The sequence below is a fragment of the Acidaminococcus nyctereutis genome (assembly GCF_052216985.1).
Classification (GTDB): domain Bacteria; phylum Bacillota; class Negativicutes; order Acidaminococcales; family Acidaminococcaceae; genus Acidaminococcus; species Acidaminococcus fermentans_A.
The window spans coordinates 20,525-34,748 of sequence record NZ_JBQOUY010000016.1 but is presented as its reverse complement, the minus strand read 5'-3'; the positions used below and the strand labels follow the sequence as shown (position 1 = coordinate 34,748).

The following is a 14,224-nucleotide window of genomic DNA, read 5'->3' as shown; positions in this document are numbered from 1 at the left end:
AATGGTTTTATACAATATCCATTATAACATACAACTGTTCCAGGTGGTAATACATTGTGTTTTATTCTAATTATTAGAATGTTCTTATTGCCCTTCCAGCTGGGCTCCCGTCCTCAGAGGCTGTACTGCCGGTACCAGGCCAGGTATTCCTGCTCCACCTCTCCAAAAGGCCGCACCCGGTAATCCACCGGCCGAAGCAGGGTCCCTTCCTGGTCCCGGTTTTCCGGGTGGTCCATGAGATGGTGGAGGTCGCTGTACATCAGGGCCCGGTCGATCTGTTCCACTTCTGCCGCCTCTTCCGGGGTGAACGGTCCCCCTAGGAACCGTTCCAGCACCGCCTGGAGCAGCCGGTCTTCCAACTCCCGGTATTTAGGCATGTTCACCTTATAGGGATGAGGCACGTCGGACAGGTAGCATTCTGTGGCATCGTGGAGCAAGGCTCCTAGGATCACCCGCCGGGAATCGCCCCGGGCCGCCGCCTCTTTGGCCGCCGCCAGACAGTGCTGGCCCACAGAGTAAAAGGTCTTCACATGGCCGTTGCCCCGACACAGCAGGCTCAGGGCATGGGCGATATCCTGGATCCGGATGGTTTCCGGTACCGGGTCCAGCGGGTCGAACTGGAGACCGGTGTAGGTGGTGATGGTTCCCCCACCGGCTTTGTTTCCCTCCCGGTCACGCTCCATGATGGACTCCCAGGAACCGGTCCCGGGCTGTCGCCACCTGGCGGATATGGTCCGCCACCGTGGTGCAGCAGCCCCCTACGGCCACCGCCCCGGCCTCCATATAATCCAGGGCATAATCGCCGAACTTCCGGTCCGTCCCCACTCCGTGCCAGGTCTTGGTCACCGGGTCATATTCTTCTCCGCTGTTGGGATAGACGAAAACAGGCCGATCAGAAGCGGCCTTCAGTTCCCCGATCAGGTTCACCAGATATTCCGGTTTGGTGCAGTTCACCCCCAGAGCCTCCACTTCCGGGAACTGGCGGATCACTTCTGCCGCCGCTTCCCGGAGAAGTGTCCCTTCGCAGATGTGGAGCCCGTCCCGGCAGGAAAAGCTCACCCAGAAGGCAGCCCCCAATTCTTTGGCAATGGACGCTTCCACCAGAGCTTCTTCCAGGGAGGGTTGGGTCTCGAACAGCAGCACATCCGCCCCGGCCTGCCACAGGAGTTCCGCCCGGCGCCGGTGGAACTCCTCCAGGTTGGCCCGGGATACGCCGTAATGGCCCCGGTATTCGGATCCGTCCGCCAGATAGGCGCCGTAAGGCCCTACTCCGGCCAGGCACAAGGGCCAGGCACGTCCGGCGGCCTTTCCTTCCTGGTCCCACCATTCCTGCCGGGCTTCCTGGAAAATGGTCACAGAGCGGGTGATCAGGTCTTCTGCCTCCTGTTCCGTAAAGCCGTTGGCCATGAGCCCCGGGATGGAAGCCTGATAGCTGCAGGTGATCCCTGCATCGGCTCCGGCCCGGAAATACTCCAGATGGACCTGTTTCACCAGTTCCGGCCGGTCGGCCAGCACCCGGGCGGTCCACAGGCTGTTGTTCAGATCGGCTCCCAGGTTCTCCAGGGCCGTGCCCATGGAGCCGTCAATGACCAGGATCTTGTCCTGGTCCAGGATATTCTTCAGTGTCTGTCTCATGGTATCTCTCCTTTTATTCGATATGCCTGCAGCAGGATCTCCGCCGGCCTTCTCTTCCCTCTTCACTGTCCCTCATCTTCCACTGTCCCGTAGGAGACCACGGGAGGATTCTCTCCCCGGGCTTTGGCCGGCAGGAACCGGAACCAGAAATCGTTGAACAGCCGGAAGATCTCCTTCTGCTGGGTGACGATGAACAGGATGGTGATCATCACATAGATGGCGGACAGGATGTCCGTCATGGCCCACAGGGCATCGGCCTGGGCATGGTAGAGCACCACACAGGGGATCATGTAGTAGAATATGTAGAGCCGGGTGCCGATCCGGTTCCTGTGGGTATCTCCGAAAGCGTAGTTGACGGATTTCTCACAGCTGTAATACATGCCGATGATGGTGGTCCAGGCAAAGACCGTAATGGCCAGGGCCAGGAACCAGGCCCCCGGTTCCCCGAAAGAGACCCGGAAAGCGGCAGTAGTGAGCCGGGCACTGTCCAGGCCGGGAAAATCCGTGTAGGCGTGGGTCAGGATCAGGGACAGGGCAGTGACGGAACACACCACGATGGTGTCCAGGAACACTTCTCCCCATCCCCAGGAGGCCTGGCGTACCGGATGGTCCGTCCGGGCCGAAGCATGGGCGATGATCCCGTAGCCAGTGCCCGCATCGTTGGAATAGAGGCCTCGGGCGATGCCGTAGCGCATGGCATCCTTCATGGTGGCCCCCGCAAAGCCCCCGGCGGCGGCCACCGGGCTGAAGGCGCTGCGGATGATCAGGGCCAGGGCCCCGGGCACCTCCTGCCAGTGTTGGAGCAAAATGGCCAGGCCCCCCAGGATGTAGAGCAGGGCCATGAAGGGCACCACCCGTTCCATCACCCGGGAGATCCGTTGGAGTCCCCCGAAGATGGTGGCAAAACAGGTGATTCCCAGGAAAGCCGCAGCGTACACCGGCGGGATCCCGAAGGCTTCCTTCAGGGCCCCCACCACCGATTCGGTCTGGACGCTGCAGGTCCAGGGCCCCAGGGTAAAGCAGGCCACGGACAGGAGCAGGGCCCCCCGTTTCCAGCCCAGGGCGTTTTTCATCACAAAGGACCGGTCGCACATGTATTCATCCATGGACTGGGAATACTTCACCCGGAACCGCTGGCCCAAAATAATCTCACAGGCCTTGGTGGACATGCCCAGACAGCCGGACACCCACATCCAGAACACCGCCCCGGGGCCCCCGGACACGATGGCCGTAGCCACCCCGCCGATGTTCCCCACTCCGATGGTGTTGGCCATGGCGGTGCAGGCGGCGGCAAATCCGGAGACCGTCCCTTTCCCTTCCCCTTTCTGGAACATCTTGCCGAAGGTGTTCCGGAAATGGAACCCCCAGTGGCGGAAATTGTAATAAAAGCGGAACCGAAGGCTCAGATACAGCCCCATGCCCACCAGGACCACCGTCATCGGTGTCCCCCACAATGCATCTGCAGCTCCCTGCAGAAAAATCAGCAGCAATCCCTTCAACTCCTTATGGAAAATGTATATCTTATCTTATCAGTTGGTTTGACGGGAGTCAATAAAAAGAGACTGCCGCCCATGCAGCAGTCCCTTTTGGGGGTCTCGAGTCTCGAGACCAGGGGCTGCACAGAACGTGCAGCCCCCTTCCCTCTTTATCCGACCATCCCGTCCAGCTCCACCAAGGTCCGGTATAGCACTTCCCCGCCCCGCTCCACGTCTTCTGGAGCCGTATATTCTTTGCCGCTGTGGCTGATGCCCAGGTGGCTGGGGATGAACAGCATCCCTACCGGAATCCGGTGGGCGATGGAATCCGCATCGTGGCCGGCGCCGCTGGGCATCACCTGCCAGGTGGCCCCCAAGCTGTCCGCCGCCCTTTCAAAGGCTTCCATCAGCAGGGGATCGCACAGGGCGCTGTCCTTGTGGATCAGCTGCCGGATGGTGAAACGGGCGTCCGGGATCCGTTCCACAGCAGCCCGGATTTCCCGGATCAATCCGTCAGTGTACTGCCGGTCCACATTGCGCATCTCAAAGGTGCAGGTGACCTTTCCAGGGACCACATTGGCCGCATTGGGCCGGCACTGGATTTTCCCGGCGGTGAACACCAGGCTGTGGCCGATCTTCCGGCAGGCCGCGTCTGCAAAGACAATGAGCTTAGCCATGGCCACCATGGCATCCTGCCGGTCCTCCATGGGAGTGGTACCCCCATGGTTGCTCTGGCCTTCCGCTGTCACCAGGTAGCGGACGATGTTGGAAATCCCGCTGACGATGCCTAACTGGATACCTTCCTTTTCCAGCCGGCCCCCCTGCTCGATGTGGGTCTCCAGGTAGCAGGCCGCATCGGAAAAGTCACGGCGGCAGGCCAGGATTTCTTCCACCGAATGACCGAAACCCTCCAGGGTCTCCCGGAGAAGGGGCTGGTCCGGATCCGTAAGCCCGGCCAGGGCCCGGCTGCCGAAAGTCCCCCCCAGGGGACTGGCTTCTTCCCCGTTGAAAGCGTACACCTCCACCGTGTGCCGCAGCTTCCGCCCTTCTTCCCGGAGCCGCTGGACACAGCCGATGGCCGCCGCCACCCCGTAGGCCCCGTCGAACAGGCCCCCGGATGGCACCGTATCCAGATGGGACCCCAGGAGGATGTGCTTTGCCCCCGGGTCCTTGCCGGGCAGCATGGCCCGCAGGTTCCCCGCCGCATCCCGGCTGGTGGTGAGCCCTGCCTGTTGGAGCAGCCCTTCCGCCGCCTCCAGGGCCTGGAAGAATTCCGGGCTGTACAGCCGGCGGGTGTAGGACCCATCCGGGTTCTTTCCAAAATGGGCAATGGTTTCCAGTATATCCATGATCCGTCCCATGGAAAGACCTCCTTCACGTATATTTCTTCCATTAAACCATAAATGGGGGAAATAGGAAAGGGGGTGTTGCGCGGGCAACACCCCCTTTTCACGCCCGCACCGGCCGGTATCGTTCCTGCCCAAGAACTTCCAGCATGAAGGCCATAGGATCCAGGTTCCCTTCCCGAAGCATCTGGAAGATCTGGGGACTGCATCCGGAAACCAGCACCGCTCCCTGCTGGTTCTGAGTCACCGGCTGCTGGCGGGTCCGGCTGTCCACATTCCAGAAAACCACCTGGGGCAGTCCGTATCCCTGGGCCCGGAATTTTTCCCGGGCCCACTGGAAGTTAGTCAGCTCCCCCCTGCTGCAGGCCGCATCGAATTCCATATCCGAAATCACATACAGCCTCCGGGGCAGCTCTTCCTGGGGCATCCGTTTCCGGACGGCTTCCCGGAGGATCAGATCGAACACCGCCTGGAGATCGGTGTTGGCCACTTCATTGAAAGACATGGTGTACCGGATCTTTTCGGCGATATCCCATCCCTTGATTTCCACCAGACGAGGATGTTCACTGAAAGTGATGAAACGATTCCGGAAGGGTCCTCGGTTCCGCTCAGCAAAATACACAGCCAGGGACTGGGCCACCGCTGCTGGCATGGGATGGGACCCGTTGTACATGGAACCGGATCCGTCCGCCACCACCAGTGCGTCCTCGCCCCGAGTGAAATCTTCCTGGGCCTTCCAGGTCACATCCAGGGACCGCCGCTGTTCTTCCGTAAGAGACTGGGCCGGCCGTCCCCAGTATCCATTGTTTTCCACCAAAGGAGCTACGATGTCATAGGGAGCCAGGGTACCGGTGTGGAGCTTCTTCTCTCCCTGTTCCACCTGGTCCAGGAAGGTTTGGTACCGTTCGCCGTCATTCCGCCAGAAAGCCGCCCTGTATTTGAACAGGGCTTTGGAAGGCTGCTGGTCATAGGCAAAGGTATAGTCCCGATTCCGGAGATGGTTCTCCAGGAGATGGATCTCCCGCCGCAGCCCGGTGAGACGCTGCCGGTACTCCCGTTCCGTCAGATGGAACTGCCGGGCCAGGTGGCGGGCCTTATTCACCGTACAGGTGCAGGAAGCATTCACCGAAGGCAGCCATTTGGCCAAAAGAGAAACCGGCAGGCCTTCTTTCACGGCTTTTTCGTCTGCTTCCAACTGCTGCCGGAAGAATGAAACCACCTGTTTTTCACAAGGGGTACCCAAAAGTTCCAGCAAATCATCATACCGGCCATAGTCCGGAACTAGGGACAGATTTTTCTCGACTGTTCCCGGGGCAAAAAGGGCCAGCCAATGGAAGATGATCCGGAACACCCGCCGTTCTCCCAAGCCTCCCCGGATATCCCGGGCAAAGAACAGGATTTTCAAGGCCAGGTCCCGGTTTTCCCCATAGGCCGCCTGGAACCGCCGGAGAATCTCCCTTTTGGTATTGTGGCGCAGGGCCCCGATCGAAGCAAACAGATCCAAGCACTGAGATCCTGTACTGGTATAAGTCAGGGCACCGTTTTCTGTACGGGTCCATTTGGTTCCTTCCTGCAGCAGTCCTGCCATGATGATTCTCCTTTCCATCCCTGCCAAGGTACCCTTCCACCTGTGGGGAACAGCTGCCGGAGCAGCTCTCCTCACCGGGCAGGATTTCGGCTTTCACAGCTTCTGAAATATAGAAAAACGCTGTAGGTACCTTTCAAGACACGTATTCCATAATGATCTTGGAAATGTTGGCTGTCCGTGTCTTCCAAAGCATCAAAGGTTTCGGGATCCCTCCCGCAGACACTTGCAAAAGTGCCCCATACCATTTTCATACTTGTTTTTGCTGTAGATGCTTTCGATGGCTCCATTTTACCCGGAAAGATGATTTCCATCATGGAAAAAAAGGTACGAACGATGTTCGCTACCGTTCGTACCTTTGCTGTCTCTCCAGCCGCTCTTTGATTTTCTGTACCAGTCCGGGAGGATCCACCACCTTCAGGAAAGGACCGAAGGCCAGGATCCGGATCAGCAGTTCTGTTTCATCCGGTTTGTAGTAAAAAAGGGTCAGACGGTAGTGGTCCTCATCCAGCTGCACAGTCTCCTTTTCCAGATCGGAAAAGTGCAGCAGCGCTCGTTCCAGGGCTTTCCGCCGATCCACCAGTTCCAGCACAGTCCGTGCTTTCCAGCGTTTTCGGTCCCGCTGGCAGGCTGAACCCGCCTCCTTCAGCTGGAGGTCCCGGAGGGAAGAGACCCGGAGGGTGTACAGGGTCCCCCGGTCAGAATGGGCCAGGAGACGGAACTTGTCATCCAAGCCGGAATATTCCAGTCCGTCCGGATGGACTTCCAGGGATTGGATCCCTTTCCGGCCCTGGAACTGGACCTGGATCTTCCGTTTCTCCCGGAGCGCCATCAGCAGCTGGCGGAAATGATCCCGATAGACCGGGTCCCCATAGGGATCCCCATCCTGATACCGGTCATAATAGACGAAGAAATCCCGGGAAAACAGCGGTTCCCCCAAAGGAAATGGCAGAACTGGCGGATGGAACAGCTGCATCCGGGGATCCTGGAGGACGGCAGCCAGCCAGCGTCTCTCCAGGATGGTCAGGGGACAGTCCGGGACACTGGCCAGGGGCGTCTTCCCCTCCCGGGTCAGAAGATGGCTTTCGGCCAGGATCCGGGGCAGTTCCAGGGTGCTTTCCCCGAAGGATCCGTCCTGGATCAATCCATAGAGCTTTTTCCGGGTCAGCGTTCCCCGGCAGGCTTCCCGGAGGACCTTTTCCAGCACCTGATAATACCGGCCGTAGATTTCGTGGAACAGCATGCTCACTCCTCCTCATACATGGCCCGGAGTCGGTCCAGGTCCCTCCAGAAACGCCGGGTCACCTGGGGATTAGAGCATTCCAGGCGCAGGATCCGGCCCATGAACGTGCGGAGCCAGGGCAGCATTTCCCGGGCATCGTACACATCGATGGAAAAGCGCCACACCGTGGAGCTTACCTGGATCACCTTTCCCTGCCGTTTTTCCCGCCGGAGCCGTTCAGGGATATAAGGCTCCTCCAGACCTGCATAGAGATCCAGTTCCACATGGTCCAGTCGGGATTTTTTCCCGGAGCCAGCTCCAATGCCCCACAGATACCGGACAAACTGCCGGCCTGATCGTTCCAGTTCCGCCCATTCCGGTTCCTGTCCGGCCTGTTCTGCTTTTTCCAATCGGTCCAACCGAAAGAACTGGGGTCGTTTCCCCTTTTCCCGGCCGGCCAGCAGATAGGTCCGTCCCGTGGCCGTGCTGCAGTAGGCTTTCAGAGGATATACTTCCTGGGTCTCCCCAGCTTTCCCGTCCTTTTTCCGGAATTCCAGCCGGACCTTCCGTTTGGCCTCATGGGCAGCGGCCAGCTGGTACAGGATCTCCTGATCCAGGGCTCCGGAAAGATAATGGTGCTTGAAAGAAAGGGAAGTGTCCTGCTCCGGGCACCGGTCCAGGAGATAGGCCCCTACGATACCCAGGGGCAGAGCCTCCGAGGCAAAACACAGGGCAGCGGCCCAGTCGGCCGGATCCCAGGGGGCATCTGCCAGTTTGTAATACAGGCTCTTCCCCACTTTCCGGCTGCAGAAGAGGCCCAGTGCCTCCCCTTCCTTCAGTTTGTTCCGGATGGTGGAAGCATCGGGCAGCGGACAGTCCGGGTCCACCTGGAGCAGAGCGGCACAGACCTGGTCCACCGCCTCTCCAAAGGAAAGTTCTCCCTGCCGGTGGAAAATGTCCAGCAGCAGGAAATGGAGAGCCGCATCCCAAGGTGTGAAGCTTTTGGCCCGGAAAGCCTCGTACAGAGGATTGTGCCGGACGGTCCGGCAGTCCACGGTCAGGAACACCACTTTCCCTTCCGGTTCCTGTCGGAAAGCCATGGCGTCCCGGAGCCAGCTTTCCACCCGGCGCCGTTCATTGTCGTAGCTCCGGAGGCTCTTCAGCCGGAAATCCCGCCGAGTATGGAAGCCCTGGACATAGAAATCCCGAAGCACGGAACGAGTGGTGTTGAAATCTTTGATCAGTTCCTGATAGGCCATGGTACGTTCTTACCTCCCTGTCCCTCTTCACTCTTGCCTCTCTGCTCTGCCCTGTTTCCGTTCCAGATCCTTCATCACCCACTGCCAGGCGCAAAAGCCGAAGATGCCGGCCACCAGCCAGGCCATAGGGTCGCAAGCGGCGGAGATGGCGTAACTGTGAGTCTCCATGCCCACCAGGGCAGTGAGCCCCCGGGCCATGAGCTCGAACACCCCGCACAGGGTGGGCGCCAGGGCGTACCCCACTCCCTGCATGGCATTCCGATAGATGAAGATCATGCTGAGGGGCAGATAGAACCACATGGCGATGTCCCCGTAGGTCTGGGCCCAGGGCAGCAGGGCCGCCGCATCCACGTCCCCGGAGAAGAAGAACCCTGTCAGGAAGGGCAGCAGGTAATGGAGTACCACCGCCGACAGCACCGAATACAGGACCATCATCTGGAGGGCTTTCTTCACTCCCTCCCGAATCCGTCCCAGGTCCCCTTTCCCGAAGTTCTGGCCCGCATAGGTAGCCATGGTCTGGCCCATGGACAGACACCCCTGGGTCAGCAGCATGGAGACCTTGGAGGCTGCCGTATAGGCCGCTGCTGCCGTGGACCCGAACAGGTTGATGGCCGCCTGGGCGATCATGATCCCAGAGGCAGTGATGGAGAATTGGAGGGCCATGGGCACCCCCATCCGCAGCTGTTCCCGGGTCTCATGGACGTACAGCTTCCAGTCTTCCCGCCAGGGCACCAGCACCGGCACCTTCTGCACAATATAGAGGATGCACAGCAGCACAGAGATCCCCTGGCTCACCACCGTAGCCAGGGCCGCCCCGGCCACCCCCATGCCGAATTGGATGATGCAGAGAAGATCCAGCCCCACATTGAGACAGGCGGAAAATACCAGGAAGAACAGCGGAGCCTTGCTGTTCCCCACGGACCGGAGGAACACGGATGCCATGTTGTAGAACACGTTGGTGAAGAGCCCCTGGAAGATGATGGTGATGTAGGTCCGGGCATCGTCCATGATGTCCGCGGGAGTGTTCAAAAGTTCCAGGAGCCAGGGCACAGCAGCGATGCTCAAAAGGGTCATGGCAGCGGACAGCAGCAGGGCCAGCAGTGTCCCGTTGGCCACGCTCCGCCGGACTCCCGCTTCATCTTTGGCCCCGAACCGCTGGGAGGTGAGGATGCCGAAGCCGGCAGTGATCCCCAAGGCAAAGCCCAGCACCAGGAACATCAGGGTGCCGGTAGAGCCCACCGCCGCCAGGGCCCCGGCTCCCACATACCGGCCCACAATGATCATGTCCGCCATGTTGTACAGCTGCTGGAACACATTGCCCACGAACATGGGGAACAAAAAATGGAGGATGATGGGAACGATGGGTCCCCGGGTCATATCTTTTTGCATCATTCACCTTCTTTCAGAAGAAAAGAGACTGTTGCCTTCGCAACAGCCTCTTTTAAGGTCTCGAGTCTCGAGTCTCGGGCCTCTGGACAGAACCTGCCCCTTTGGGTCAGTTTCTCTTGAATATACAGAACCAGGACTGTGCCGAATATAGAAACGAGTATCCTATCGTCAACGAATCAGGTTTTATATATTCATAAAATTTGCCTGCAAATTTTTCCTCCGGCCCGAGACTCACGACTCGAGACCCTAGACCGGATGCGGCTATGCCGCACCCTTTAGCACAATTTCGCGCCGGCTGGGATGTGGGGATCCAGCATCAGGAGATGGAGTTTCCGTTCTTCCCCTTCCATATGTTCCGCGCTGAGCAGCATCCCACAGGATTCGATGCCCATCATCTTCCGGGGCGGCAGGTTGACAATGGCCACGCAGGTCTTGCCGATCAGCTCTTCCGGATCGTAGTAGGCCTTTATCCCGCTGAGAATGGTCCTGTCGGTGCCGGTGCCGTCGTCCAGGGTGAACTGGAGCAGCTTCTTGCTCTTAGGCACGGCGAAGCAGTCCTTCACCTTCACCACCCGGAAATCGCAGTCCGCAAACTTGTCGAAGTCCACATAGTCGGTGAAGAGAGGTTCGATGGTCACGTTGGAGAAGTCGATCTTCTCCGGGGCCACCGTTTCAAAAACCGGTGCAGCCACAGCCGTTTCTGCAGCTGCAGGAGCAGCAGCGGCAGCAGGAGCAGCGGTCTTAGAGGCTTCGTTCTTCCCGCCGTCCAGGGGCTTCATGGTGGGGAACAGCAGCACGTCACGGATGGAGACGGCCCCGGTGAGGAACATCACCAAACGGTCGATGCCGATGCCCAGGCCCCCTGTGGGAGGCAGGCCGTGCATCAGGGCGTTGATGAAGTCTTCGTCCATCATACCTGCTTCGTCATCCCCGGCGTTCCGTTCTTCCACCTGTTTTTCGAACCGTTCCTTCTGGTCCAGGGGATCATTCAATTCGGTAAAGCCATTGCACAGTTCCCGGCCGAAGATATATCCTTCGAAACGGTCTGTGATTTCCGGATCCGCCGCACTGCTCTTTGCCAGGGGGGAGATTTCCTTGGGATGACCGGTGATGAAGATGGGCTGGATCAGGTTCTTTTCCACGAATTCATCGAAGAAGGCGTTGATGATCTTGCCCACGCCCCAGGCGGGTTCCACTGCCACGCTGGCTTCTTTGGCCATCTGCCGGGCCACTTCCACGTCCTTCACCCCGGTGAAGTCCTTGCCGCTGTATTTTTTCACAGCGTCGATCATGGTCATCCGGGGCCAGGGACCGGTCAAGTCGATCTCCGTGCCTTCATACTGGATTTTCAGGGTCCCCAGGACCTTTTCCGCACAGGTGGTGACGATCTTTTCCGTCAAGTCCATCATGGTGTTGAAGTCCCCGAAGGCTTCATAGCATTCCAGGGTGGTGAATTCCGGGTTGTGTTTGATGTCCATCCCTTCGTTCCGGAACACCCGGCCCAGTTCGTACACCCGTTCCAGGCCCCCTACCACCAGACGCTTCAGGTTCAGTTCCGTGGCGATCCGCAGGTACAGATCGATGTCCAGGGCATTATGATGGGTGATGAAGGGCCGTGCAGTGGCGCCCCCGGAGATGGTGTTCAGCACAGGTGTCTCCACTTCCAGGTAGCCCTGGTCATCCAGCACCTGCCGGATGCATTTGATAATCTGGGTCCGTTTCACGAATACGTCCCGGACTTCCGGGTTCACGATCAGGTCCACATACCGCTGGCGGTAGCGGATTTCCTTATCCTTCAGCCCGTGCCATTTTTCCGGCAGGGGTTTCAGGGCCTTGGAGAGGAATTCCAGTTTCTGGACCCGGATGGAAGGTTCCCCCATATGGGTCTTGAACACGGTACCTTCCACCCCCACGATATCCCCGATATCCAGCAGCTTCACCACGCTGTAGGCATCTTCGCCCATTTCGTCCTTCCGGACGTACAGCTGGATCTTGCCGGTCTTGTCCTGGAGATCCATGAAACAGGTCTTGCCGTGGCCACGGATGGCCAGGAGACGGCCAGCCACTTTCACCACAGTGCCTGCAGCTTCCATGGCTTCTACCTGGTCGTGGACCTCTTTGGTGTGGTGGGTCCACTGGTAGGCATGGCCGAAAGGCCGGATGCCCTTTTCTTCTAATTTATGCATCTTGTCCAGACGGACTTGCATCTGCTCACTGACGTCTTCGTCCGCCAGGGCTTCCTTCTCTACGTCCGGTTGGTTCTTCTTTTCGTCGGACATGAAATACCTCCTGCTCTGATTCCGGAATTATTTTGCGGCCTTGTCGGCGGTTTTCTTCTTGGCGCCAGGACGGCTGACGGCCACGATCTTATAATCCAGTTCACCGATGGGGGTGGTGACCTTCACCACAGCGCCCACCTTCTGGCCCAGGATGGCTTTGCCCACCGGAGATTCATTGGAAATCCGAGGCGGTTCGGCCATGGGGTCGGCTTCGGTGGTCCCTACTACGGTATATTCTTCCTGGTCATGGGTTTCCAGATCTTCGATTTTCACCTTGCAGCCCAGGGAAACCACGTTTTTGGTGATGTCCGTATCCTTGATGATCTTGGCATTGCGGATCATGTTTTCCAGGGTCAGGATCCGGCCTTCCACAAAGGCCTGTTCATTCTTGGCATCGTCATATTCGGAGTTTTCGCTGATGTCCCCGTAAGAAATGGCGACTTTCAGCCGTTCGGCAACCTGCTGCCGTTTTTCAGAACGGAGATAATCCAGTTCGTCTTCTAATTTTTTGAGACCTTCTTCGGTCAGGATTGTTTGCTCAGCCATCTTTCACGACTCCTTTATAGGCTTTTTGGCTACTGCCATATCTTGTAAATTATAGAGTTTTTCCCGGGGGTTGTCAATGGGAAGGGAGGTGCATGGGCATCCCCCTGTCTCGCGTCTCGAGCCAAATGAGAAATTTATAGGCAAATTTTTGAACGGGTAAAACCGGATTCTCTGACGATAAGATATTTGAGCCTATATCCGCCACGATTCTGGTCCTACACCTTCAAAAGGACCTGACTAAAGGGCAGGTCCTGTCCAGCGGCCCGAAACTCACGACTCGAGACTCGAGACCAAAGAAAGGCTGCTATATGCGCAGCAGCCCCGTCAGGGGCCAATGGCCGCCATCCCGGCCAGGACCGCCAGGAACACCAGATTGGCCAGGGTGAAGATTTTCAGATAATAGCCCTGGAGCCAGGGATACCGGCGGACGTAGAAGCCGTAGGAGATCAAGCTGGCCATGGAGGCGATCAGGGTCCCCAGGCCCCCGATGTCCGTACCCAGCACCAGGGCCCTGCCGTTATCTGTGAACCCAGACAGCAGCACTGCCGCCGGTACGTTGCTGATCACCTGGCTGGCCAAGAGGGCCGTGAGGAATTCCCGTCCCGCCAGGAACTGGACCAGCAGCTGCCGGAAGGCCGGGACCTGGCCCAGGTTCCCGATCAGCACGAAGAAGGCTACGAAGGTGGCCAGCAACTGGGCATCCACCCAACGGAACCACCGGGGCCGGTACAGCAGGATAGTCAATGTCACCACCCCCAGGGTGAGCCACCAGTCCGCCACCCGGGCCACGGTGAGGAGGCACAGGAGAAACAGGGCCCCCAAGACCCGTTCTTCTCTCACGGGCCGTGGTTTTCCCTCCGGGCCGACTTTTCCCGGTTCTCCTTTCTCCAAAGGACGGCAGGGGATCCACAGGACCACCCCCAGCACCAGCAGGACCAGGGAGGCCAGGGTGTAGGGCAGCAGCAGGTCCAGGAATCCCCCCAGGTCCATATGGTACCGGAAGTACAGGTACAGGTTCTGAGGGTTCCCCACCGGGGTCACCATGCTCCCCAAGTTAGCGGCCAGGGTCTGGAGGACGATGACCTTAGCCGCCTGTTTTTCCGTCACCTGTCCTTCCAGGGACAGCAGGGCAAAAGGGACGAAGGTAAGCAGAGCCACATCGTTGGTGACCCACATGCTGCCGAAGAAGCAGGCAAAGACCAGCACCGCCCCCAGCTGCCGGATGTCCTGGAGACGGCCCAGGAGCCGGTCCAGGAGACAGTCAAAAAAGCCCGTATCCCGCAGGCCACCGATCACCCCCATCAGGCAGAACAGGACGGCCAGTACCGGGAGATTCAAGGACTCCAGAAGGGCCCCAGAAGGAGGCACCGCCAGAAAAGACAGCAAAGCTCCCACAGAAGCCAGGAAAAGGACGGGATTGGAGCAGAGGAAATGGAACAAGGATGGCATGGGAAACTCCTTTTTTCGTGAAAAGAGAGGGTGCTGCAC

12 protein-coding genes are annotated in these 14,224 nt (G+C 58.7%); all 12 read right to left on the bottom strand.

The window, feature by feature from the left end; translation table 11 throughout:
- Nucleotides 1–113 precede the first annotated feature (113 nt).
- On the bottom strand, nucleotides 114–683 hold the full coding sequence (locus ACTUHY_RS08665) for a hypothetical protein (protein ID WP_442827421.1): 570 nt from the start codon (nucleotides 681–683) through the stop codon (nucleotides 114–116).
- On the bottom strand, nucleotides 673–1,635 hold the full coding sequence (gene mmuM, locus ACTUHY_RS08660; RefSeq protein ID WP_442827420.1) for a homocysteine S-methyltransferase: 963 nt from the start codon (nucleotides 1,633–1,635) through the stop codon (nucleotides 673–675). Before mmuM ends, ACTUHY_RS08665 begins: the two co-directional genes overlap by 11 nt.
- A 62-nt stretch (nucleotides 1,636–1,697) precedes the next feature.
- Nucleotides 1,698–3,074: an alanine/glycine:cation symporter family protein gene (locus tag ACTUHY_RS08655; RefSeq protein WP_442827432.1), complete on the bottom strand. Its 1,377-nt coding sequence runs from the start codon at nucleotides 3,072–3,074 to the stop codon at nucleotides 1,698–1,700.
- Between the two features lie 206 nt (nucleotides 3,075–3,280).
- A complete protein-coding gene (locus tag ACTUHY_RS08650; RefSeq protein WP_442827419.1) occupies nucleotides 3,281–4,471 on the bottom strand; it encodes a Zn-dependent hydrolase in 1,191 nt (396 codons plus the stop codon).
- A gap of 88 nt (nucleotides 4,472–4,559) precedes the next feature.
- Nucleotides 4,560–6,044, bottom strand: coding sequence for a DUF2828 family protein (locus ACTUHY_RS08645; protein ID WP_442827418.1), 1,485 nt, complete (start codon nucleotides 6,042–6,044; stop codon nucleotides 4,560–4,562).
- Nucleotides 6,045–6,115: 71 nt separating this feature from the next.
- Complete coding sequence (locus ACTUHY_RS08640) at nucleotides 6,116–6,358, bottom strand: hypothetical protein (RefSeq protein ID WP_442827417.1); 243 nt, start codon at nucleotides 6,356–6,358, stop codon at nucleotides 6,116–6,118.
- A 26-nt stretch (nucleotides 6,359–6,384) separates the two neighbouring features.
- Nucleotides 6,385–7,284, bottom strand: coding sequence for a WYL domain-containing protein (locus ACTUHY_RS08635; protein WP_442827416.1), 900 nt, complete (start codon nucleotides 7,282–7,284; stop codon nucleotides 6,385–6,387).
- A 2-nt stretch (nucleotides 7,285–7,286) separates the two neighbouring features.
- Nucleotides 7,287–8,522 carry a WYL domain-containing protein gene (locus ACTUHY_RS08630; protein ID WP_442827415.1) on the bottom strand — a complete coding sequence of 412 codons (1,236 nt, stop codon included), beginning with the start codon at nucleotides 8,520–8,522 and terminating at the stop codon, nucleotides 7,287–7,289.
- A gap of 27 nt (nucleotides 8,523–8,549) precedes the next feature.
- Nucleotides 8,550–9,914 (bottom strand): MATE family efflux transporter, encoded by a 1,365-nt coding sequence (locus tag ACTUHY_RS08625; protein WP_442827414.1) that lies wholly within the window; start codon nucleotides 9,912–9,914, stop codon nucleotides 8,550–8,552.
- A 272-nt stretch (nucleotides 9,915–10,186) separates the two neighbouring features.
- Nucleotides 10,187–12,190 carry a lysine--tRNA ligase gene (lysS, locus tag ACTUHY_RS08620; protein WP_442827413.1) on the bottom strand — a complete coding sequence of 668 codons (2,004 nt, stop codon included), beginning with the start codon at nucleotides 12,188–12,190 and terminating at the stop codon, nucleotides 10,187–10,189.
- Between the two features lie 27 nt (nucleotides 12,191–12,217).
- The gene (gene greA, locus ACTUHY_RS08615; protein ID WP_442827412.1) at nucleotides 12,218–12,736 is read right to left on the bottom strand and encodes a transcription elongation factor GreA; all 519 of its coding nucleotides are present in this window, start codon (nucleotides 12,734–12,736) and stop codon (nucleotides 12,218–12,220) included.
- A gap of 324 nt (nucleotides 12,737–13,060) precedes the next feature.
- Nucleotides 13,061–14,185 (bottom strand): SLC13 family permease, encoded by a 1,125-nt coding sequence (locus ACTUHY_RS08610; RefSeq protein ID WP_442827411.1) that lies wholly within the window; start codon nucleotides 14,183–14,185, stop codon nucleotides 13,061–13,063.
- Nucleotides 14,186–14,224 lie beyond the last annotated feature (39 nt).

Bases quoted from the DNA above. Each gene is read 5' to 3' on its own strand.
- ACTUHY_RS08625 (WP_442827414.1), bottom strand. From the start codon at position 9,914: ATGATGCAAAAAGATATGACCCGGGGACCCATCGTTCCCATCATCCTC.
- ACTUHY_RS08665 (WP_442827421.1), bottom strand. From the start codon at position 683: ATGGAGCGTGACCGGGAGGGAAACAAAGCCGGTGGGGGAACCATCACC.
- ACTUHY_RS08645 (WP_442827418.1), bottom strand. From the start codon at position 6,044: ATGGCAGGACTGCTGCAGGAAGGAACCAAATGGACCCGTACAGAAAAC.
- ACTUHY_RS08610 (WP_442827411.1), bottom strand. From the start codon at position 14,185: ATGCCATCCTTGTTCCATTTCCTCTGCTCCAATCCCGTCCTTTTCCTG.
- ACTUHY_RS08630 (WP_442827415.1), bottom strand. From the start codon at position 8,522: ATGGCCTATCAGGAACTGATCAAAGATTTCAACACCACTCGTTCCGTG.
- ACTUHY_RS08655 (WP_442827432.1), bottom strand. From the start codon at position 3,074: ATGACGGTGGTCCTGGTGGGCATGGGGCTGTATCTGAGCCTTCGGTTC.
- ACTUHY_RS08635 (WP_442827416.1), bottom strand. From the start codon at position 7,284: ATGCTGTTCCACGAAATCTACGGCCGGTATTATCAGGTGCTGGAAAAG.
- lysS (WP_442827413.1), bottom strand. From the start codon at position 12,190: ATGTCCGACGAAAAGAAGAACCAACCGGACGTAGAGAAGGAAGCCCTG.
- mmuM (WP_442827420.1), bottom strand. From the start codon at position 1,635: ATGAGACAGACACTGAAGAATATCCTGGACCAGGACAAGATCCTGGTC.
- ACTUHY_RS08650 (WP_442827419.1), bottom strand. From the start codon at position 4,471: ATGGGACGGATCATGGATATACTGGAAACCATTGCCCATTTTGGAAAG.
- ACTUHY_RS08640 (WP_442827417.1), bottom strand. From the start codon at position 6,358: ATGATGGAAATCATCTTTCCGGGTAAAATGGAGCCATCGAAAGCATCT.
- greA (WP_442827412.1), bottom strand. From the start codon at position 12,736: ATGGCTGAGCAAACAATCCTGACCGAAGAAGGTCTCAAAAAATTAGAA.